This is a genomic window from Candidatus Pelagibacter sp. Uisw_092, assembly GCF_047729545.1.
Taxonomy (GTDB): domain Bacteria; phylum Pseudomonadota; class Alphaproteobacteria; order Pelagibacterales; family Pelagibacteraceae; genus Pelagibacter.
Window position 1 is genome coordinate 1,212,774 of record NZ_CP159824.1, and the last position, 22,086, is coordinate 1,234,859.

Genomic DNA, 22,086 nt, shown 5'->3' on the forward strand with positions numbered 1-22,086 from the left:
TTATTTTTTGTAAGAATTATTAGACATCTTTTTAAGAGTTTTTCCCATCTCTATTCCTAGTTCTTCTGCTTTGTCTATACTCTTGAATGACTTTAAATGAAATCTTTTACTGCCATCTAGAGAAAAAAGCTCTACTTCAAGATTAATTTTATCACCATCAATGCTTGCAAATGCTCCCACAGCTGTTTCACAATCTCCTTCTAAAACCTTCAAAACATTTCTTTCAGCTTTTATAGAGCTATGTGTTGATTGATGATCAACTAGTTTTAATAACTTAATTAAATCTTCATCATTATCTCTGCATTGCAAAGCAATAACCCCTTGTCCTGCACAAGGTATAATTTCTGAAGTAGAAAAAGTTTGAGATATTTTTTTATTTAATCCTAAAGAATCAATTCCAGCATAAGATAAGATAATTGCATCATATAAATTCTCTTTAAGTTTTCTTATTCTTGTATCTACGTTTCCTCTAATTAATTTACAATCAAGATCGTCTCTTATTTTTTTAATCTGAAATTCTCTTCTAAATGAGGATGTTCCAATAATTGAATTTAGAGCTAAATCTTTTAAATATTTATTATCTCTACTAATTAAAATTTCTCTTGGGTCGTTTCTTTCTAAAAAACAATTTGTTAACAACCCCACAGTTTCTTCAGAGGGCATATCTTTTAATGCATGTACAGCTATATCAATTTTTTTTTCTAGTAACTCAACCTCTATAGTCTTAGAAAAAAGTCCCTTACCACCCACTTCAGATAATCTTTTATCTTGAAATTGGTCACCCTTAGTTACAATTTTTTTAATAACCACTTCCTCAATTCCAAAACCTTTTGAATGGTTAAGAATTTTTTCTCTAGCTTTTTTAGCATAGATTAGTGCTAATTTGCTTCCTCTAGAGCCTATAATAATTTTTCTATTTTTCATTTAATTGCTTTATACTTCATATTTATATTGAGAATGTATTATTAATAAAAACTAATTTGATGAATAAAAAACCCATAATTTTAGGAATTGAATCAAGCTGTGATGAAACAGCTGCTTCTGTCATAACTGAAAATGAGCAAGGTATGCCAACAATTTTATCGAGTATTGTTTCAAGTCAGGTAGATGTTCATAAGGAATTTGGTGGTGTTGTGCCTGAGCTTGCTGCAAGATCGCATATAGAAAAAATAGATTTAATTATAAAAAAAACAATTGATGAGAGTGGGATAAAAATAGAAGATATAGATGCTATAGCAGCAACTGCTGGGCCCGGTCTTATAGTTTGCTTGTCTGTTGGGTTGAGCTTTGGAAAAGCAATGGCTTCTTCACTTAATAAGCCCTTTATAGCTGTTAATCATTTAGAGGGTCATGCATTAAGTCCTAAGCTAAATTCTGAATTAAATTATCCATATTTATTACTTTTAATTTCTGGAGGACATACTCAATTTTTAAGTGTTCAAGGTTTAAGTAACTATAAACGGTTAGGAACAACTATTGACGATGCTGTTGGGGAAGCTTTTGATAAAACAGCAAAATTATTAGGCATAGAATTTCCTGGTGGGCCACAAATTGAAGTGTATGCCAAAAAAGGTGATCCAAATAAATATTTATTACCTAAACCAATTTTTCATAGAGGTGGCTGCAACTTATCATTTGCTGGATTAAAGACTGCTGTTTTAAAAATTTCAAAACAGATTAAAACTGATCAAGAAAAATATGACTTAGCAGCATCTTTTCAAAAAACAATTGAGGAAATATTATATAAGAAAAGTAAAATTGCTTTTGAAGAATTTAAAAAAATAAATAAATCAAATAAAAATAAATTTGTAGTCGCGGGTGGAGTTGCGGCTAATAAAAGAATTCGGGATGTGTTAACTAACCTTTGTAAAGAAGAAGACTTTGAGACAATATTTCCACCTATAAATTTATGTGGAGATAATGCGGCAATGATTGCTATGGTTGGTTTGGAAAAATTTAAATTAAGACAGTTTAGTGAGCTAGATCACCCAGCAAAACCTAGGTGGCCCCTAGATGAAGATGCTGCTTTCTTGAAAGGTGCAGGAGTAAAATTATGATAATAGGAAAAATATAATTTTTGGAGAAGATTTAAAAAAGATGATTTATATCCTGAAGTTATGTTAGAATTAAAAAAGAAAGGATAATCCAATAAATTATGGGACAAAAATGGCTAATGAAATCAGAGCCTGATGTTTGGTCGATTGATCAGCAAAAAAAGGCTGGTGCGAAAGGCGCTCCATGGGATGGGGTCAGAAACTATCAAGCAGCTAAAAATTTAAGAGGCATGAAGAAAGGAGATCTTTGTTTTTTCTATCATTCAAATATTGGAAAAGAAATTGTTGGTATAGTTGAGGTAATTAAAGAATCCTTCTTAGATAAAACTGACAAGAGTGGACGTTTTGTAGCAGTTCAAGTAAAATTTAAAGAAAAGTTAAAAAGAAATGTTACCCTTGAAGAGGTTAAAAACACTAAGGCACTTAGTCATTTATCACTTATTAAGCAGAGTAGACTATCCGTTATGCCAATAGACTCAAAAAGCTGGAAAATCATAAATAAGATGAGTAATACTTAGAGACCTCATGCCAAAAAAAAATAAATCAAAATCTAGGGTTAAAAAAAAAGTAATAAAAAAAACTAAACCTAGGGTTAAAAAAAAAGTAATAAAAAAAACTAAACCTAGGGTTAAAAAAAAAGTAATAAAAAAAACTAAACCTAGGGTTAAAAAAAAAGTTTCTAATAATATTATAGACCAAGAACTAATTATTAAAACTAAACCTGAGTGGGTAAAAAGTGCTTTAGTAAATAAAGCGAAATATCAAAAAAAATATTCTGACTCAATTAAAAATAACGAAGGGTTTTGGAAGACTGAAGGAAAAAGAATTACTTGGATTAAACCATATAAAAAAATTAAAAATGTTAAATACAGTAAAAAAGTAGTAAAAATTAAATGGTATGAAGATGGAACATTAAATGCATCAGCCAACTGTATAGACCGTCACCTTAAAGATAAAAAAGATAAAACAGCAATCATTTGGGTTGGCGACGACCCAAATGATACAAAAAAGATTTCATATAAACAGTTACATAAAGAGGTATCAAGGGCTGCAAATGGTTTAAAAAAATTAGGCATTAAAAAAGGTGATCGAGTAACGATTTATTTAACTATGATACCTGAGCTTGCAGTTACTATGCTTGCGTGTGCAAGAATTGGTGCTGTTCACTCAATTATTTTTGGAGGCTTTTCGGCCGATTCTATAACTACTAGAGTAATTGATTGTGAATCTGAATATATAATTACAGCAGATGAGGGTGTTAGAGCTGGTAAAAAAATTCCTTTAAAAGAAATTACAGATGAGGCTTTAAGAAAATGCCCTGATGTTAAAAAATGTATAGTTATAAAAAGAACTGGAAACAAAGTTGGTTGGATTAAAGGAAGAGACGTTTGGTATAATGATTTAATTAAAGACGTGTCAAATAAATGTGAACCTGAAGAAATGAGTGCTGAGGATCCTTTATTTATTCTATATACCTCTGGATCTACTGGAAAACCAAAGGGAGTTTTACATACGACGGGTGGTTATATGGTTTATGCTTCGATGACCCATCAGTATGTTTTTAATTATAAACCTAAGGATATTTACTGGTGTACTGCCGACATTGGATGGGTAACAGGCCACAGTTATATAATTTATGGACCTCTTGCTAATGGTGCAACAACAATAATGTTTGAAGGTGTTCCAACTTATCCTGACAGTTCAAGGTGGTGGCAGATAATTGATAAATATAAAGTTAATATTTTTTATACCGCGCCAACAGCTATTAGAGCTTTAATGAGAGAGGGAGATAAGCCTGTTAAAAAGACTTCAAGAAAATCCTTAAAATTGTTAGGAACTGTTGGAGAGCCTATTAATCCAGAAGCTTGGATGTGGTATTATAAAACAGTTGGTAATTCTAAATGCCCAATAGTTGATACTTGGTGGCAAACTGAAACTGGAGGAATTTTAATTAGTCCACAAACAGGGGCTATAAATTTAAAACCTGGCTCTGCAACCAAACCTTTTTATGGAATTAAGCCTTCTATAGTTGATAGAAATGGGAAGGAAATAAAAGGTGCTGGTGAAGGAAGATTATGTATTTCTCAATCTTGGCCTGGACAAATGAGGACTGTTTACGGCGATCATCAAAGATTTATTGATACTTACTTCTCTCAATTTGATGGAAAATATTTTACAGGTGATGGAGCCAGAAGAGACAAGGATGGTTACTACTGGATCACTGGACGTGTTGATGATGTAATTATTGTTTCTGGTCACAACTTAGGAACTGCTGAAATTGAAAGTGCTTTCGTTGCACATCCAAAAGTTGCTGAAGCAGCAGTTGTTGGGTACCCTCACGATATCAAAGGAAATGGCTTATATTGTTATGTTACTTTAAATATGGGGGAACAATCAGATTTAGACCTTGAAAGAGATCTTAAGCTTTGGGTTAGAAAACAAATTGGACCTCTTGCAACACCTGACATTATTCATTTTTCACCTGGACTACCTAAAACTAGATCTGGAAAAATTATGAGAAGAATTTTAAGAAAAATTGCTGCTAATGAACATTATCAATTGGGTGACACATCCACTTTAGCTGATCCAAGTGTTGTTCAGAGCTTAGTTGATAATAGAAAAAATATTTAAATCTTAATTAATTCTTGAAATTCTTTTTCAATATTTTCCCATTTTAAGATCATAGAATTTAACACAATCTTTCTGTCTAAAATTTTTAATTCTTCAGCCACTGGTGCCCATTTATATAAAGTTAGAGCGCTTTCATTAAATGGCCAAGATTTATAATATGTATTCCAATCAATCTTTTCTAATCGTTCTTTAAATTTTTCTTTTGCTTGTGAAATAATTTCTTCTGGCATTTCATTTTTTTTTTCTTTGGTCAAAATTTCATCATAAATTTCATTGGCTTTACTTATGTCCTTATAATTACAAAAAACATTCAAATACGATAGGCTATAAAAAGTAAGATCCTGAAGTGCTATAGAATAAATATTCCATTTAGCTTTGTTAATGGATGCTAAAAATACTTCATCATCAAAGTGTAATACCCACTTAGTTCCCATTCTTGTTTTTAAGTAATTATATAGAGTTACCTGCGATACCCAGGCTGATTTTGTTTGAATAAACAGTGTAAGGTCTTCTATATTCTTAATCTTTTTCTTTGGAAGAACTCCTTTAAACAAAGCAAATAAATAAACTTTAAAATCTTCTAGTTTTATGTCTTTTAATTTAAGTTTATATTTAAGCAATTTTACCTACCTTTTATATGCTTTATATTATAAAAATGGCACCAATTCGACCTTTTTAAGGGGTTTCAATCTATCTCATTATGGTTAAGGTTTCTTTCTTAACTATATAGGGAGAGTAAAAATGTCAAATAAAGCAAAACACTGGGAAAAAACTAGGGGGCTATTGTTTATAACTTTAGCAATCTGGTTTGTATTCTCGATTGGCATCTTTTTTTCGGAACTGAAATGGAAGCATCTAGCTTCAGACCTTTTGGTTACCCACTGTCATATTATATGACGTGTCAGGGTTCATTATTAGCATTTGTAATTTTGAATTTCTGGTTTGCGGGTAGACAAGAGAAGATAGATGAAGAGTTTGGGTTTACTGAAAGGGAGGATAGCTAATGATAAAAGGTAAATTTATAGACAATCTACCAAAAGTTTATGGAATCTATACAGGTGGTTTTATAGGATTCATAATACTGATGGCGATTGCTGAACAAATGGGAATGTCCGCAAAAGCAATAGGAATTGCATTTGTTGTTTTCACCATTGCTATCTATGCGATAATCGGTTGGTTATCACGTACACTTCAGATGGACGCGTACTACGTAGCAGGCAGAGAAGTACCTACTGTATTTAACGGAATGGCTACTGCAGCAGACTGGATGTCTGGTGCATCATTCGTTGCGATGGCAGGTGGTATTTACTTTAAGGGCTATGGATATATGGCACTACTAGTTGGATGGACAGGTGGTTATATACTTGTATCTACTTTACTAGCACCTTACTTAAGAAAATTTGGCTGTTACACAGTTCCAGATTTTGTTGGTACACGATATGGTGGTAATGCAGCAAGACTTGCTGCAGTACTAGTATTAACAGTAGCTTCATTCACATATGTGACTGCACAAATCAATGCAACAGGAACTATTGCTTCAGTAGCATTAGATATTCCTTTTGAAATTGCTGTGTATGTTGGATTAGCAAGTATATTGATGTGTTCAATGCTTGGTGGAATGAGAGCGGTTACATGGACGCAAGTTGCGCAATATATAGTTTTAATTATTGCTTACTTACTTCCTGTATTCTGGATCAGTAGTAAAATGGGTGCTGGATTCTTCCCACATTTAATGTTGGGAGATGAAGTAGCTAGAATTGCTGAACTAGAGGGTCAGTTTGGATTTGTGAAAAATTCAGCTGCCGACTTAGCTACAGTACCAAAAGGTTTAGCTGGAATAACTAAAGCACACTCATCGGTTAACGGAACAAACTGGGGATTCATTTCTCTAGCAATTTGTATGATGGCAGGAACAGCTTCTTTGCCTCACGTTATGATGAGATACTTTACTACTCCAAGTGTAAAATCAGCTAGAAGATCTGTAGCATGGTCGCTACTTTTCATCTTCATTTTATACTCAACTGCGCCAATGTTAGCTACATTATCAAAACTATCACTGATTGATCCAACACTTTCAACAGGGATTATTGGTAAATCAATAGCTGAAGTTCAAGCGATAGATTGGTATCAAAACTGGAACCAAGCTAACTTAATGTTTGTTAGCGACTTTAACGGAAATGGAACTCTTGAATTAAATGAGTTTTTCATGGGTGGTAAAGCTGTTGTATTAGCTACTCCAGAAATTGCTGGATTACCTTATGTAATCTCAGGTCTAGTTGCTGCTGGAGGTATGGCTGCTGCCATGTCTACTGCTGATGGTTTGATCTTAGCAATCGCAAATGCTTTGTCTCATGACTTGTACTACAAGATCATTGATCCAAAAGCAGAAGCTGCGAAGAGATTAATTGTTGCAAGGGTATTACTTGTAATCATTGGTTTTGCTGGAGCAACTATTGCCGCAATGGGTATCCAAGGTATCTTAGGTTCAGTAATCTGGGCTTTTGACTTTGCGATGTCAGGATTGTTCTTCCCACTTGTACTAGGTGTATGGTGGAAAAGAGCAAATGGTCCTGGTGCTGTTGCAGGAATGCTTCTAGGATTAGCAGCTGGTACTTGGTATCTAGTTTGGGTACGTACTGGTGGAGCTGGATTCTGGGGTATTACTCAACTTACGTTTGGTATCTTTGGGTCGTTGGTTAGTTTAGTTTCTATGGTAGTTGTTAGTTTACTAACAAAAGCACCAGACAGAGCTACTCAAGATATGATCGACGAGCTTCGTGTTCCAAGTGGTAAAACGATACTTGGAAAACAACACTAATTAAACTTTGTATTGAGGGGCGATTTATTTGCCCCTCAGTTAAGTTAAAAAAAATTCCTTTTTATATTTATGCCAGAAATTCATCCTTTTATTCTTACAATTGATTATATTTTAGGTGTTGTAATGTGGACTTTAATTGGAAAAGTTGCGATGAATTTTTTTCAGCGAGAAAATTCAGAATTTTTTTTTATGAAGGTTTTTGTAAAAGTAACAAACCCTTTAATACGTTTATTTAGACCAATTACTCCCTCGTTTATTATAGAGCCTCTTATTCCACTTTATGTGGCTTGGTTTTTTTATATGATCAGATTTTATCTAATGCCTTATCTATTGGGATATTCTGTGATGGGAATGCTCTCTTTTCCTTTAGAAAGTGAAATTGCTTCAGAAATTTATCGTATTTTTGGTAAATAATTAATTCAAATTAAAAATAAAATTGATACTACTAAAGTAGTAATCAATGAAAAAAATACAAATCTCACCATCAATTTTATCTGCTGACTTTAGTCAGTTGGGGAATGAAATTAAGAGATTAGAAGAGGGTGGTGCTGATATGATCCATGTGGATGTGATGGATGGTCATTTTGTTCCAAATTTAACTATGGGCCCTCCGATCATTAAAGCTTTAAGGCAATATACAAAGCTACCATTTGATGTTCACTTAATGATTTCACCTGTTCATAAATATATTCAAGATTATGCTGATGCTGGAGCTGATATTATTACAATTCATCCTGAAGCAACGAAAGATTTGAAAGAATCTATTCGCCTTATAAAAAGTTTAAATAAAAAAGTGGGAATTTCTTTAAATCCCAAAACTGAGATTGACCTAATAACTAATTTATTGAATGAAATTAATTTAGTTTTAATTATGAGTGTAAATCCTGGATTTGGAGGACAAAAATTTATGCCTGAAGTATTGGAAAAAATTAAAGAGTTAAAAAAAATAAAAGATCAAAAAAACATACAGTTTGATATTGAGATTGATGGTGGGATTAACTTTGATAATAATAAGTTAGCTATTGAAGCTGGTGCAAATATTTTAGTTTCTGGCACTACTGTATTCAAAAATAATAATGGAAATATAAAAAAAAATATAGACCTTTTAAAATCAATTTAGAATAATGATTTTTAATAATTTATTAAATTTTATTAATAACTCATATATATTTTCTAAAAAAAAATTTCACTCTCTATATTTAAGCTCAAATATTTATAATAGAAAAATTACACCTTCTTTCATTGGTTCATTAGAATATCATCCCAGTCCCAACCTACTTAGTTCCCTTATAAAATATGATAAAAAAAAAATTAATATCGAAAATTATTCATTAAACAGAATATGGGATAATGAGAATTTAAAGAAAAAAGATTATAAAAATTTAAATAGTTTTTTTTGGTTGTTTAGTTTGGATTTAAGATCCTCAAAAAAAGATACTCAAAATGTAATTTTGCAATGGATAGATAAAAATCATAACTACAATTCTAAAAGCTGGGAGCTTGATATAGTAGCTAAGAGAATAATTGCTTGGACCTCTAGCTCCAGACTTACTTATGAAGATGGTAGTACTGACTACAAAGATAAATTCAATAGTATTATAAAAAAACAAATTAATCACTTGATTAATGAAATCGAGCTATCAGAATGGATTGATGATAAAATAATAGTCTGTGCAGCCATTATCTTAACTGGCTTAACATATCAAGATAAAAACCGTTATTTAGAAACAGGGCTGAACTTATTAAAAAAACTTGTAAAATTTTCTTTTGACAATGATGGTTTTCCAAAATCAAGAAGTATCCGACAATTATGCTTTTACTTAAAATATTTTATTTTAATTCGAGAATGGTTCAAAGAATCTCAAAGTGAAATACCTGATTTTATTAATGAAAATATATATTATTTAGGTCAAGCTTATGCATTCACTTGGCAGAATAATAAAGCGGATCTGCTGTTCAACGGAAATCATGAAACAAATAACATTGAATTTGATCGTTATTTAAAAAAACTTGGATATACTTTTAAAAACCCAAGTACCGAATTGGGTGGATACACAATTCTTAGTAACAAAAAAACTTCACTCATCATGGATACTGGGTCAAGTCCTGATAAAAAGTTTTCATCAGACTACCAGTCGGGTGCACTATCTTTTGAAATAATATCAAATGGGAAAAAATTAATTTGTAACTCAGGTTATTTTCAAAACTACCACCATCAATTAAATGAAATATCAAAATCAAGTGCAGTTCATAGTACTCTAATTTTAGATGATAGGTCTTCATGTAAATTTAATAAAACTAAAAATGAAAGTTCTAAAATTTCTTATGGATTAAAAATAATAAAAAAAAATATTGTCTTTGAGAAAAATTATTGGAAGATTAATGCAGCACATGACGGTTATTTAAATCAATATGGTATAATTCATGAGAGAGAAATGGAGTTTTATCCTGAACAGATAAAGTTTATTGGCCTCGATAAAATAATTTCTAGAAATAGTATTAAAAATTTAAAATTTGAAATTAGATTTCATTTAAAGCCTAATATTAAAATAATGAAGACCCAAGATAATAAATCAATACTTTTAGATCTTGATGGTGAGGGTTGGAAATTTAATTCCCCTAACAGTAATATAAATATTGATGATGGTCTATATTTTGGTAAAAAAAATTCCTTTGTTGATAATCAAAATATAGTTATTTCTGGAATGACTAATGATGAAAACCAGACTATAAAGTGGGAAATTGCAAAATTATAATGAAAAAAATTAAACAAGCACTTATTTCAGTTTCTGACAAAAAAAATTTGAAACATCTTTTGAAGGTTTTAACTAAATATAAAATAAAATTAATAAGTTCAGGTGGTACTTATAAAGAGATTAAAAAACTTAAATTTAAATGTTTAGAAGTGTCAGAGTATACGGGGTCTCCTGAAATACTTGGTGGAAGGGTTAAAACACTGCATCCAAAAATACATGCTGGAATATTAAGTAAAAGAGACAACAAGTCTCATAAGAAAGAATTACAAAATAACAATTTTGAAGAAATAGACCTTGTTATTGTTAACTTCTATCCTTTTGAAAAAACTTTAGAGCAGACTAATAATCATTTAAAAATTATAGAAAATATTGATGTTGGTGGTCCAACAATGGTTAGAGCAGCAGCAAAAAACTATAATGATGTTACTGTCATTACTTCTTCAGATCAATATAGCGAACTAATTAATGAGATAGAAAAGAATAAAGGTTCTACTTCTATTAAATTTAGAGAAAAAATGTCTTTAGAGGCCTTTTCTGAAACAGCTTATTACGATGCTGTAATTTCAGACTACTTTAACAAAATTAAGAATAATAATTTCCCTAAAAAAAAAATTATCTACGGAAATTTAATTGAAAAATTAAGATATGGTGAAAATCCTCATCAACAGGCTGCTATTTACTCACAAACGCAAAGCTTAAATGTCAAACAAATTCATGGAAAACCATTAAGTTATAACAATTACAATGATCTATTCTCTGCTCTAACTATTTCCAAATCTTTGCCAAAAAATTCAGGAACTGTCATTGTTAAACATGCGAACCCATGTGGTGTTTCTATAGATAAAAATAACTTAAAAAGTTATCAATTAGCACTAGCATGTGATCCTGTAAGTGCTTTTGGTGGAATAGTTTCATGTAATTTTAAAATAAATAAAACTTTAGCTATTGAATTAAACAATATTTTTTTAGAAGTTATTATAGCAAATGGATTTGATCCTGATGCATTAAAAATTTTAAAAAAGAAAAAAAATTTACGCCTTATTGATGCAAAAAATTTTATGATCAAAAATTTAGTAAGATTTAATTCTGCCTATGAATCTATTTTAACTCAATCTGAAGATATAGAAAAATTTAATATTAAAAATTTTAAGATAGCTTCAAAAAAGAAACCTAGTAAATCTCAGTTAAAAAATTTAATTTTTGCATTTAATATTTGTAGATTTGTTAAGTCAAATGCAATTGTATTAGCTAGCCAGGAAACAACTGTAGGTATTGGTTCTGGTCAACCCAGTAGGCTTGATAGTTGTCAAATTGCTATAGATAAAATGAATAAATTTCAAAATTTAAATGAAGAGATAGTTGCAGCTTCGGATGCATTTTTTCCTTTTGTAGATGGCATAGAAAAATTAGTGCAGTCAGGTATTTCTGCAGTAATACAGCCTTCTGGATCAATCAGAGACAAGGAGATAATAAAGTTTGCAAATCAAACTGGTACTGTTTTAGTTTTTTCTAAAACAAGACATTTTAGGCATTAAAAATTTGATCAATTTTAGCTGCTAGAATAAAATCATTTTCTGATAATCCTTCTATAGCATGTGTGGTAATTATAATTTTTGCGTACCCCCACCCAAATGATATGTCTGGGTGATGACCTTCTTCTTCTGAAATTTCTCCAACTTTATTAATAAAATTCTGACTATTTTTGAAGTTTTTAAAGGTAAATTTTTTTTCTAAAAAATAAGTTTTCTTTTCATTTTCACTTACATTCCATCCATCTATTTTTTTTTGGTATTTATGAATTTCACTTATATCAAAAGGTAAAATTCCACCCTCGCAAGGGACACATTTTTTATTTAAAAGGTCGCTCATTATTTAATATATTATTAGTTTAATGGAGCGGGTCAAGGGAATCGAACCCTCTACCTAATCGTTGGCAACGATTCGCTCTACCAATGAGCTAGACCCGCTTATAAAAATATTATAAATAGACGTTTTTTTTAATGCAAGCAATAATAAAATTATTCATTAAGCCAATCATACTTATCTATAAAATTTTTTAGGATGTGTTTATAAGGTTTATACTTATCTTGATCGTATTTACGCAAACTACTTCTGATCTGAATATTACTTGCCGTAGATGAAAATAAATCTTTTCTCTTGTAGAATTCTAAGGCTTTTTTATCCCATTCAAGTTCACAAAAATTGAAAATTTCTTTTGATACTTTTTCTTTATTGTTTGTTAACTCCTCAAGTTTTACCGAAAATATTTTATTAGGATATTTTTTTTTAAAAAATTTAATCACCTTTAGATAGTTATTTGTATAATCTAAAATATCTTCTAGTGAATGTGTCCAAGAAATTTTAGACAAAAATTGTTGGAAAATAGCAAAAATATTATCATTTGTATTTCTAACCGTATTAATAATTTTTGCCTTAGGAAAAATTTTTAAAATTAGATCTATGTAAAGAAAATTTTCAAGTGATTTATCTATAAAAATATTATTTTTTGAATTAGATACACCCAAATTATCTAGTGCAGTTAAAAGTTTATTACATATTAATTCCGCATCTAACGTTGACATTGTCTTTTTTGGAGTACTAATAATTGACCAATTTATTAAGTTAGACTCACCTAAATTTAAAATTTTTTTTTTACCTGATGATAAAATTGCCTCTACAATTGTTGAACCAGATCTTGGTAAGCCAACAATAAAAATTGGTTCAAGGGTTTTTATATTATCTGAAATTTTTTCTTTAAATTCAAAGTCCATCTTGTTGTAATTCTTTGGTATAATATTTAAATAGTAATTTCTTGATTGTTTATTAATATTAAATTTATCCTTAAAAACATATTGGTGTGCTAGCTTTAAATTTCTAATTTCTTGATCAATATTTTTTTTTTTCTATCATTGTCAGCAAGTAAAAAAAAACCAGCAGCCATATTAAATGGTTCTAACTTTTTTTCTTTTAAAATTTTAGATATAAATTCAATTTTTTTTTCATTAATAAAATTTGGATCAATTTTATTTAAATTATAATAAATAGATAAATCTTTTGGAGATAATCTAATTCCATCCAAATAAAATTTTTTTGCATTTTTTTTATCTCCAATTCCTTCATAAAGTATTGCTAGATTAATAACTGCTATTAAATAATTATCTTTGGTATTTATTGCTTTTAAATAATTTTCTTCTGCTTGTTTTATTGATCCCTCTTTTAAATATATGTTTGCTAGTTCATTAAAAGCAATATGATTTTTATTATCATGATCTATAAAATTTATTAAATATTTTTTAGCATTATCGATATCATTTAAATTAGAGTATATTTCATATAACATAAAATATATTCTCTTATCAAATTGTGAATTTTTAATCAGACTTAGAAAAATTAATTTTGACTCCTCAAAATTTTTTTTATTATATAAATTGAACGCTTTTTTTAGTTTATCGTCTGTGTTATTCATTATTGCAATTACCTTATTAAAATACTATTAAATATAAATAAAAAAATGATTGATCTTCCTAAATTTATACCAATTTTTCCCATATCTAATTTTATATTATTTCCCGGGACAACTGTTCCATTAAATATATTTGAACCAAGATATCTATCCATGATTGATGACTCCATGAAAACTAATAAAATGATAGGTTTAATACAGCCCATACAAAAAATTATCACTGCTGTTCCTAGCCTTTATAAAATAGGTTGCTTAGGCGAAATTACTAGTTTTAAAGATACCTCTGACGGTAGGTACTTGATTGAACTCAATGGTATAACGCGCTTTAAAATTACCAAAGAAACCCCAACTGATAAGCTCTATCGTGAATGTGAGGTGAATTTTAATGATTATCCTAATGACTTAGATTTACAAACAGAAGTTTTAAAATTTTCTGACCTCGAATTAATTTTTAAAGATTTAAAGTCTTTATTTAAAAAAAAAGGATACATAATTAATTGGAAATCTCTAGAAAAACAAAATTTAAATGAAACCATAAATGCTCTAGCTATGGCCTCTCCATTTTCACTGGAAGAAAAACAAATTTTGCTAGAAACTAAAAATTTAGAAATGAGAAAAGATAAAATTGCTGAAATTTTAAATACTTACAATTATGATAGCTTAGAAAATACAACTATTCAGTAATTTTTAAAAGTTTAATCCTCTATCTGCGAGTCTAATGAAATAGTTAGTTAAATTTTTATTTTTTCCAACAATATTTAAAATTTTATTAAAACCTTTATTTTGAATTTTTTTATCAGCATTAAATACTTCATAAATAAAATCTATACCATTACAAAAAATAAAATTTTTAATTTTAGTTTTTTTTTCAAAATCATCTAAAATTGATAAATCAAGCTGCAAACCTAAATCAATTTTATTTTGAATTATTTCTGATAAGATTTTGATATCTCTAATTGTCATATTAAATCCCTGTCCAGCTAATGGGTGTATTCTGTGTAGTATATCACCGAATGCTAAAATATTTTTATAGTAATAATTTCTTAAACTTGATGAGCCCAATTTAAACCTGCTTAGTTTAAAAATTTTATTTATTTTATATTTAGGATTGTGTTTGTTTATTAAATCTATTACTTCGCTATCACTATATTTAATATCTTTGATTTCTAAAGAACATACGACTGAGGTTTGTGTTCTTGAAATTGGCAAAAATGCGATTGGTCCAGACTTCGTAAAGGTTTGAATTGCAGTATTATTATCTATTTCCTCATGCGTTAATATTGAGGTGTAAGCAAGATTATAATAATCTTTATCAATTTTTTTATAAAAATATTTTTTAGTTAAAGGACTATTTGAATCACAATTAACTATTAGATCATAATTTCTTTTATTAATAATTTCTTGATATTGATGATCTTTTTTTATTATAATTTTTTTGAAAAATTTATTTTTTGACATTTTGGTACTTAGGGAATTATAAAGTTCATAATTTTTTATCATATAAAATAAATCATCTTCATTATTTTCAAATTCTAAAATATTTTTATTTTTAAGTTTTTCTGAGCAGATTTTTATTTTTTTTATCTTCCAATAATTTTTCTTATGTATTTGAAAAATTTCTTGTGTAAAAAATTCAAAATTACTTTTAGATATTCCTATTGTTCTATTGGTAGAAAGATTTTTAATCCTACTTTTATGATAATAATGAACATTTATTTTTTTATTTATAAGGCTTTTAGCCAAAGATAGAGCTGTAAGACCTTCACCTATAATACAAACATTCATAATAATTTTAATTTTAACAATAAAAATTAGATGATACAAAGTGATTAATTAGACTCATTAATTTATGGAATTTAGAAAATTAGCCAACAACACAATTAATTTTGGTATTAATAGAATTATAGAGGTTTGTGGCATTGGTATTGTTATAATAGCCTTTTTTTTATTAATTTCACTTGTAAGCTTTTCACCTGATGATCCAAATTTTATTTTTCCAAATAATACTAAGATTAAAAATTTACTAGGTTTTCATGGAAGTTTTACAGCTGACCTTTTTTTTCAAACCTTTGGTCTAATATCATTATTAATTCCATTAACTCTTATAATGTCTGGAATAAATATTGTTTTAAATAAAAGAATTTTTTTAATATTAGAGGCTATTTTCTATATTGTTCTTTATTCTTTTTTTGGTTCTTTATTTTTTTCTTTTTTTTATCCTACTGCTTTCAATCTTTATATTAACGGTAACGGTGGATTTGTTGGAGTGTATTTAGAAGCAACTTTTTTAACTTCTCTAATCAATATTAATTCTCAACTTTCTTATTATATATCTATTTTTATCATTTTAACTTTATTTTTATTTAGTATTCACTTTAAGATCAATTCTTTTTATAGAATAATAAAAAAAATTTTTAAGTTTATTTTTAAAAAAAATGAAAAAAACTATACTAATAAAAATGAGATAATAAGTGAGTTTATACCTCAAGATGAGATTAGAAGTTTTATTCAGGAGGATTTACCTTTTATTAAAAATGATAATAAATTAAATAATAAAAATGTTAAATTTAAATTACCCACAATTAATTTACTTAAAATTCCTACTCAAAAAGATAAGGGGAAATTAAGAGAGGAAGATTATGTTGATAGTGAATTTTTAGAAAAAATTCTTTTAGATTTTGGTGTCAGTGGTAATATTAAAAAAGTTAGCCATGGTCCTGTAGTAACGCTAAATGAATTTGAGCCTGCAGCTGGTGTCAAAGTTTCAAAAATTATCAATCTTTCAGATGACATTGCCAGGAACACAAGTTCTGAGTCTGCTAGGATCGCCACTATACCTGGAAGAAGTACAATTGGTATAGAGCTCCCTAATTCAACTCGTGAAAATGTTTATTTAAGTGAAATACTTTCAAATAATGACTTCAACAAAAAAGATATTAAGTTGCCAATTGCTCTAGGTAAAAATATTTCTGGTATTCCAATTATAGGTGATTTAGCTTTGATGCCTCATTTATTAATTGCAGGTACTACTGGATCAGGTAAGTCTGTTTGTATAAATACTATCATTCTTTCTTTGCTTTACAGACACACACCGGACAAATGTAAATTTATACTAATAGACCCTAAAATGCTTGAATTATCAACTTATGAGGGGATACCTCATTTACTCTGTCCTGTAATTACAGAAGCTAAAAAAGCTGCTTCTGTCTTAGGGTGGGTTGTTAAAGAAATGGAGAATAGATACAGACTTATGACCAAAGAAGGAGTTCGTAATATTGATGGTTATAATAAAAAACATGCTTTAGCTATGCCCTACATCGTTGTTGTTGTGGATGAAATGTCTGATTTAATGCTTGTTGCTGGGAAAGAAATAGAAAGCTATATTCAAAAACTCTCCCAAATGGCAAGAGCTGCTGGAATTCATATTATAATGGCTACTCAAAGACCAAGCGTTGACGTCATTACTGGGACTATTAAAGCAAATTTTCCTACGAGAATATCCTTTCAAGTAACTTCTAAAATAGATAGTAGAACAATTTTAGGCGAACAAGGCGCAGAACAATTGCTTGGTAAAGGGGACATGCTTTATATGTCTTCGGCCAATAGAATTGTAAGAATTCATGCTCCTTTTGTTTCTGAAACTGAAATTGAAAAAGTTAATAACTATCTAAGAAGCCAAGCAGAACCAGATTACATAGATGAAGTCTTAAATTTTAATGATGAAAAAGAGATGGATGGAGATTTATCCAAAACTGCAGATAAAGATGAATTATACCAAGCCGCTTTAGATATTATTAGATCTGAAGGTAAGGCTTCTACTTCTTTTTTACAAAGAAAATTACAGATAGGATACAATAGAGCTGCAAGAATTATCGATATGATGGAAGCTGATGGAGTTGTTAGCAATGCAAATCATGTTGGGAAAAGAGATGTTCTTTAATGTTTAGAACAATTATAATTTTAATAATGTTCATTTTTACCAGTACGGCCTATTCCTCAACAAAAGCAAGAATAATTTCCCAAATGAAGCTAACTAATAATTTAAGCTTTAATTTTATACAAACAATTAATAATAAACGTGAAAATGGAAAATGCATAATATCATATCCCAAAAAAATTTTCTGTCAGTATGATGGACCTAACAAAAAAATTATAGTTTCCAATGGAAAATCTTTAGTAATTAAAATTATCAATAGTGGAAGCTACTATAGATATCCACTTAACAAAACTCCTTTAGAATTTTTATTAAATAAAGAATATTTGATATCAAAAATAAGTGACTTAGAACCAAGAGATATTGAAAATAAATACATAAATTTTAGAATCTTTGAAAAAAATAATGAAATTAATATTTTTTTTGACAACAAGAATTCAAATCTAGTTGGCTGGCAAACTGAAGATATTTATCAAAATTTATCAATCACTTTCATTTCATCTGTGAAAAAAAACCAAAAAATAGATAATAAAATTTTTTTACTCCCTGCTTATAATTAATTATTTATCTAATTAAGATTTCAGATTTAAAAACCTTCATTCCTCTTGCTAAATAATTTTTCAATGCATTCTTATGATCTAAAGAGCAAGTGTGAGCCCAAACTCTATCACAACCCATAGTAAATGAATTTTTAATTGCCTCACTTAACAAATATCCACCCAATTTTCTTCCAAAATATTCATCTAAAACACCAAAATAAGCAATTTCGACTTCATTGATTTGTTTTTTAAATAATAGTTCAAAGTAGCCAGCTATTTCATTTTTGTCTTTAAGGATATAGGTAAATAACTGATCATTAGAAATATAATCTATCCAATTTAAGTCTGTCCAGGTAAGTCTATCAATCCACTGACAATTTTTACCAATATTTTTATAAAAAAATTTGTTTAATTGAAAATCTTTTGAGTCGGCAAGCTGTACAACGCAATCTTTTGATGGTTTCTTAACTTCTTTTAATTCACTTGGAGATCTTATCTCTAAATAACTTCGATAAATTTTTTCTGTCACTCAACCATTTTTCCAATTTTTTCTCCTCCAAACAAATGGAAGTGTAAATGTGGAACCTCTTGACCACCATTCTCGCTCAAATTTGTTAGAGCTCTATAACCTTTACCCATGTCTATTGACATACCCAATATTTTTGAAACTTTCGTAATAGCTTTACTTAACGCAACTATTTCCTGATCAGAAGCTCTATTGTTAAAATCATCTAAATCAATGTACTCACCTTTTGGAATAACTAGTGCATGAATTTTTTTTTGAGGATTAATATCATGAAAAGAAAGAACATGGTTATTTTCAAATATTTTTTTACATGGAATTTCTTTTCTTAAAATTTTAGCAAAAATATTATTTTTGTCGTAAATCATTATCTATTATTTTTTTCTTCAATACCTGATTGTTTTTTTCTATTTTCCAGCTCTTTCAGGACATCTTCAAACTTAATATCAGCTGCCTCTAGCGTAACTAATATATGATAAATTGTATCTGCTGCTTCATGTGCTATGTTAGATTTATCATTTAGGGCCTCTTTAAGTTCTCCAAACTCTTCTTCCATTTTATTTATACACTTAGACAGGCCACCCGATAATAGTGAAGAGGTATAAGATTTATCTTCATCCTTATTTTTTCTGTCTCTAATTGTATTTACTAAATTTAATAGATTTTCTGACATAATTAAATCCTAACGGGAATTCCTTTTGAATTCAAATATTGTTTAGCTTCATTAATTGAGTGTGTTCCATAATGAAATATTGAAGCTGCTAGTACAGCACTAGCATTTCCTAACTTTATACCATCAACTAGATGATCTAAGTTACCTACTCCACCTGAGGCAATCACAGGTATATTAACAATCGATGATATTTTAAACATTAAGTCATTATCATAACCAATTTGAGTGCCATCTCTATCCATAGAAGTTACTAGTAATTCCCCCGCTCCACTATCTTCCATTTTTTTTGCAAATTCTATTGCATCTAAGTTTGTATTATTTCTCCCACCATGAGTAAAAACCTCCCATTTATTGCCATTTTTTTTAGCATCTACTGCAACAACAATGCACTGTGATCCAAATTTTTTTGAACTTTCAATTATCATTTCAGGATTTTGAACTGCTGCAGTGTTAATTGACACTTTATCTGCACCACAATTTAATAATTTGTTAATATCATCAACATCTCTAACCCCTCCACCAACTGTTAAGGGTACAAAACATTTTTTAGATGTTCTTTCAACTACATCATAGATTGTATCTCTATTTTCGTTAGAAGCGGTAATATCTAAAAAACAAATCTCATCAGCACCACCATCACTATAAATTTTAGCTTGCTCAACTGGATCACCAGCATCTTTTAAATCTACAAAATTAATTCCTTTAACAACTCTCCCATTTTTAACATCTAGACATGGAATAATTCTATTTTTAAGCATCTAATTCTTTCGCTAATTCTTCTAATTTAATATCACCATCATATATAGCTTTACCAACTATTATTCCTTCAATATTTTTTAAACCTTTCGCTTTTTTGATATCATCTATCGAAGACACACCTCCAGAGATAATTACTGGGCATTTAGAAACATCAGCAACATTAGCTGTCTCTTCAAAATTAGGACTTTGTTTGGTGCCATCTCTATTTATGTCTGTATAAATTAATCTGCTAGCACCATAATCATTCACTTCTCTTAAAAAATCTAAAGTCAATTGATTAGAGTTTTTTTTCCATCCTGAAACTGACAAGTATCCATCTTTAGCATCTAGACCTAATGCAATTTTATTTGGAAATTTTTGACAAGCCTCTTTTAAAAAATTTTTATCTTTTATAGCTGCACTTCCTAAAATAACTTTCTCAATCCCTACATCTGCATATTTTTTAATGCTATCAATGGTTCTAACACCTCCACCCACTTCAATTTTTAAATCAAATTTATTAACTATTTCTTTAATAACGTCCAGATTAACTGTCTCTCCAGTTAGGGCACCATCTAAATCAACAATATGTAAATTTTTAAAACCATGATCTTTATATTTACCAGCTTGATCAACCGGTGACATTTCATATTCAGTTTTATTATTAAAGTCTCCTTTGATTAATCTTACACATTTCTTATCTTTGATATCTATCGCTGGAAATATTTTCATAATCAAAGCCTAATAAAATTATCTATTATTTTTAGTCCAATTTTATCACTCTTTTCAGGGTGAAACTGGGTTCCAAAGATATTTTCTTTTTCAACAGAACAAACAATATTTGATGAATATTCCGTTGTTGCTGAAATTACATTTTTATCTTCTGGAATAAATTCGTAGCTGTGTACAAAATACATGTGTGATTTATTTTCTATGTCTTTAAAAATCTTGCTTTCTTTAATAATATAGATTTCGTTCCAACCAATGTGTGGAAGTTTGAATTTATTATTTTGATTATCGATTTTTGATACTTTTCCAGAAATCCAACCCAGACCACTAGTCTCTGTTTCTTCATAGCCAAGGTCTGCGAACATCTGTAAACCAACACAAATTCCAAGAAGAGGTTTTTTATTAGTAATTGCAAATTCATTAAGTGTTTCTACTAAGCCGTCTATGCCATTTAATGCATCAACGCAGCTCTTAAACGATCCCTGCCCCGGCAAAACTATCTTATCGCTTAATTTAATCTTATTTAAATCCGAAGTTACTTCAATATTAACCTTGGCTTTAGCGGCTTCTTTAAAGGAATTTATTACAGAGCTGATGTTTCCTGAGTTATAATCAACAATTGTGACATTCATTAAACTTATAATGAGCCTTTAGTTGATGGAATGCTTTTTTTATTTCTAGGATCTATTTCTAATGCTGTTCTTAATGACCTTGCTAAAGCTTTAAAACAAGACTCGATTATGTGATGACTATTGTCTCCATAAATATTTTCCATGTGGAGTGTTATTCCTGCTGATTGAGAAAATGCTTGAAACCATTCCTTAAAAAGCTCTGTGTCCATCTCTCCAAGTCTTTCCACTTTTAATTTAACTTTCCATATTAAATAAGGTCTATTTGAAACATCGATTGCAACTCGTGTTAATGTTTCATCCATTGGAATCATTGCATGAGCATACCTTCTAATTCCTGCAAAATTTTTTAGAGCCTTCTTTAAAGCCTCACCTATTGCTATTCCAGTGTCTTCTGTTGTATGGTGAAGATCTATATGAGTGTCACCTTTTGCTTTAACTTTTAAATCAATCAGTGAATGCTTTGATAATTGTTCAAGCATATGATCTAAGAAACCTATTCCAGTATCAATTTTATATTGACCCTTGCCATCAATATTAACTTCAACACTAATGCTGGTTTCTTTTGTTTTTCTGGAAACTTTTCCTATTCTGCTCAT

At 29.2% G+C, this 22,086-nt stretch carries 24 protein-coding genes, 1 tRNA gene and 1 pseudogene; 12 read left to right on the top strand and 14 right to left on the bottom strand.

Going from position 1 to position 22,086, the window contains the following annotated elements:
• The gene (gene hemC / locus ABXT63_RS06735) at positions 1-924 is read right to left on the bottom strand and encodes a hydroxymethylbilane synthase (protein ID WP_415320797.1); all 924 of its coding nucleotides are present in this window, start codon (positions 922-924) and stop codon (positions 1-3) included.
• A 59-nt stretch (positions 925-983) separates the two neighbouring features.
• On the opposite strand from hemC, the gene tsaD reads away from it, so the two are divergent.
• From tsaD to acs, 3 genes are all read left to right on the top strand, one after another.
• A complete protein-coding gene (tsaD, locus tag ABXT63_RS06740) occupies positions 984-2,057 on the top strand; it encodes a tRNA (adenosine(37)-N6)-threonylcarbamoyltransferase complex transferase subunit TsaD (RefSeq protein ID WP_415320798.1) in 1,074 nt (357 codons plus the stop codon).
• 98 nt (positions 2,058-2,155) lie between these two features.
• Positions 2,156-2,572: an EVE domain-containing protein gene (locus tag ABXT63_RS06745; RefSeq protein ID WP_415320799.1), complete on the top strand. Its 417-nt coding sequence runs from the start codon at positions 2,156-2,158 to the stop codon at positions 2,570-2,572.
• A 7-nt stretch (positions 2,573-2,579) separates the two neighbouring features.
• Positions 2,580-4,685 (top strand): acetate--CoA ligase, encoded by a 2,106-nt coding sequence (acs, locus tag ABXT63_RS06750; RefSeq protein WP_415320800.1) that lies wholly within the window; start codon positions 2,580-2,582, stop codon positions 4,683-4,685.
• Here acs and ABXT63_RS06755 read toward each other — a convergent pair.
• On the bottom strand, positions 4,682-5,305 hold the full coding sequence (locus tag ABXT63_RS06755) for an esterase (RefSeq protein ID WP_415320801.1): 624 nt from the start codon (positions 5,303-5,305) through the stop codon (positions 4,682-4,684). The two genes, acs and ABXT63_RS06755, sit on opposite strands and share 4 nt — an antisense overlap.
• A gap of 121 nt (positions 5,306-5,426) precedes the next feature.
• Between ABXT63_RS06755 and ABXT63_RS06760 the strand changes: the two are divergent.
• The 6 genes and pseudogenes from ABXT63_RS06760 (at position 5,427) to purH (ending at position 11,794) form a co-directional block, all read left to right on the top strand.
• Positions 5,427-5,689, top strand: a pseudogene (locus ABXT63_RS06760) (DUF4212 domain-containing protein).
• Entirely contained in the window at positions 5,689-7,503 is a 1,815-nt protein-coding gene (locus ABXT63_RS06765; protein WP_415320802.1) for a sodium:solute symporter family protein, read from the top strand. Before ABXT63_RS06760 ends, ABXT63_RS06765 begins: the two are co-directional and overlap by 1 nt.
• A 69-nt stretch (positions 7,504-7,572) precedes the next feature.
• On the top strand, positions 7,573-7,917 hold the full coding sequence (locus ABXT63_RS06770) for a hypothetical protein (RefSeq protein WP_271492994.1): 345 nt from the start codon (positions 7,573-7,575) through the stop codon (positions 7,915-7,917).
• A 46-nt stretch (positions 7,918-7,963) separates the two neighbouring features.
• The gene (gene rpe / locus ABXT63_RS06775; protein WP_415320803.1) at positions 7,964-8,623 is read left to right on the top strand and encodes a ribulose-phosphate 3-epimerase; all 660 of its coding nucleotides are present in this window, start codon (positions 7,964-7,966) and stop codon (positions 8,621-8,623) included.
• Between the two features lie 4 nt (positions 8,624-8,627).
• Complete coding sequence (locus tag ABXT63_RS06780) at positions 8,628-10,259, top strand: heparinase II/III family protein (RefSeq protein WP_415320804.1); 1,632 nt, start codon at positions 8,628-8,630, stop codon at positions 10,257-10,259.
• A complete protein-coding gene (gene purH / locus ABXT63_RS06785; protein ID WP_415320805.1) occupies positions 10,259-11,794 on the top strand; it encodes a bifunctional phosphoribosylaminoimidazolecarboxamide formyltransferase/IMP cyclohydrolase in 1,536 nt (511 codons plus the stop codon). The genes ABXT63_RS06780 and purH overlap by 1 nt, the downstream gene beginning before the upstream one ends.
• Here purH and ABXT63_RS06790 read toward each other — a convergent pair.
• The 4 genes from ABXT63_RS06790 to ABXT63_RS06805 form a co-directional block, all read right to left on the bottom strand.
• On the bottom strand, positions 11,784-12,128 hold the full coding sequence (locus ABXT63_RS06790) for a 4a-hydroxytetrahydrobiopterin dehydratase (RefSeq protein WP_415320806.1): 345 nt from the start codon (positions 12,126-12,128) through the stop codon (positions 11,784-11,786). The two genes, purH and ABXT63_RS06790, sit on opposite strands and share 11 nt — an antisense overlap.
• A 23-nt stretch (positions 12,129-12,151) precedes the next feature.
• Positions 12,152-12,226 (bottom strand) — tRNA-Gly (locus tag ABXT63_RS06795).
• Between the two features lie 51 nt (positions 12,227-12,277).
• Entirely contained in the window at positions 12,278-13,030 is a 753-nt protein-coding gene (locus ABXT63_RS06800) for a sulfotransferase family protein (protein ID WP_415320807.1), read from the bottom strand.
• Positions 13,031-13,125: 95 nt separating this feature from the next.
• A complete protein-coding gene (locus ABXT63_RS06805) occupies positions 13,126-13,725 on the bottom strand; it encodes a tetratricopeptide repeat protein (protein WP_415320808.1) in 600 nt (199 codons plus the stop codon).
• A 45-nt stretch (positions 13,726-13,770) separates the two neighbouring features.
• On the opposite strand from ABXT63_RS06805, the gene ABXT63_RS06810 reads away from it, so the two are divergent.
• Positions 13,771-14,406 carry an LON peptidase substrate-binding domain-containing protein gene (locus ABXT63_RS06810; protein WP_415320809.1) on the top strand — a complete coding sequence of 212 codons (636 nt, stop codon included), beginning with the start codon at positions 13,771-13,773 and terminating at the stop codon, positions 14,404-14,406.
• 3 nt (positions 14,407-14,409) lie between these two features.
• Here ABXT63_RS06810 and ABXT63_RS06815 read toward each other — a convergent pair whose 3' ends face one another.
• Positions 14,410-15,507 carry an FAD-dependent monooxygenase gene (locus ABXT63_RS06815; protein ID WP_415320810.1) on the bottom strand — a complete coding sequence of 366 codons (1,098 nt, stop codon included), beginning with the start codon at positions 15,505-15,507 and terminating at the stop codon, positions 14,410-14,412.
• A gap of 64 nt (positions 15,508-15,571) precedes the next feature.
• Here ABXT63_RS06815 and ABXT63_RS06820 point away from each other — a divergent pair, with 64 nt between their 5' ends.
• Together ABXT63_RS06820 and ABXT63_RS06825 are read left to right on the top strand one after the other, a co-directional pair.
• A complete protein-coding gene (locus ABXT63_RS06820) occupies positions 15,572-17,662 on the top strand; it encodes a DNA translocase FtsK 4TM domain-containing protein (RefSeq protein ID WP_415320811.1) in 2,091 nt (696 codons plus the stop codon).
• Complete coding sequence (locus ABXT63_RS06825; protein WP_415320812.1) at positions 17,662-18,216, top strand: LolA family protein; 555 nt, start codon at positions 17,662-17,664, stop codon at positions 18,214-18,216. The genes ABXT63_RS06820 and ABXT63_RS06825 overlap by 1 nt, the downstream gene beginning before the upstream one ends.
• 4 nt (positions 18,217-18,220) lie before the next feature.
• Here the strand turns inward: ABXT63_RS06825 and ABXT63_RS06830 are convergent, their stop codons facing one another.
• From ABXT63_RS06830 to hisB, 7 genes are read right to left on the bottom strand one after another with little or no spacing between them, the layout of a single operon-like run.
• Positions 18,221-18,724 (bottom strand): GNAT family N-acetyltransferase, encoded by a 504-nt coding sequence (locus tag ABXT63_RS06830; RefSeq protein ID WP_415320813.1) that lies wholly within the window; start codon positions 18,722-18,724, stop codon positions 18,221-18,223.
• Positions 18,721-19,086, bottom strand: coding sequence for an HIT domain-containing protein (locus tag ABXT63_RS06835; RefSeq protein WP_415320814.1), 366 nt, complete (start codon positions 19,084-19,086; stop codon positions 18,721-18,723). The genes ABXT63_RS06830 and ABXT63_RS06835 overlap by 4 nt, the downstream gene beginning before the upstream one ends.
• Positions 19,086-19,391, bottom strand: a complete 306-nt coding sequence (hisE, locus tag ABXT63_RS06840) for a phosphoribosyl-ATP diphosphatase (RefSeq protein ID WP_415320815.1) — start codon at positions 19,389-19,391, stop codon at positions 19,086-19,088. The genes ABXT63_RS06835 and hisE overlap by 1 nt, the downstream gene beginning before the upstream one ends.
• A gap of 2 nt (positions 19,392-19,393) precedes the next feature.
• On the bottom strand, positions 19,394-20,149 hold the full coding sequence (gene hisF, locus ABXT63_RS06845) for an imidazole glycerol phosphate synthase subunit HisF (protein WP_415320816.1): 756 nt from the start codon (positions 20,147-20,149) through the stop codon (positions 19,394-19,396).
• The gene (gene hisA, locus ABXT63_RS06850; protein ID WP_415320817.1) at positions 20,142-20,861 is read right to left on the bottom strand and encodes a 1-(5-phosphoribosyl)-5-[(5-phosphoribosylamino)methylideneamino]imidazole-4-carboxamide isomerase; all 720 of its coding nucleotides are present in this window, start codon (positions 20,859-20,861) and stop codon (positions 20,142-20,144) included. Before hisA ends, hisF begins: the two co-directional genes overlap by 8 nt.
• Before the next feature lie 2 nt (positions 20,862-20,863).
• Entirely contained in the window at positions 20,864-21,490 is a 627-nt protein-coding gene (hisH, locus tag ABXT63_RS06855) for an imidazole glycerol phosphate synthase subunit HisH (RefSeq protein ID WP_415320818.1), read from the bottom strand.
• A 5-nt stretch (positions 21,491-21,495) separates the two neighbouring features.
• On the bottom strand, positions 21,496-22,086 hold the full coding sequence (hisB, locus tag ABXT63_RS06860) for an imidazoleglycerol-phosphate dehydratase HisB (protein WP_415308327.1): 591 nt from the start codon (positions 22,084-22,086) through the stop codon (positions 21,496-21,498).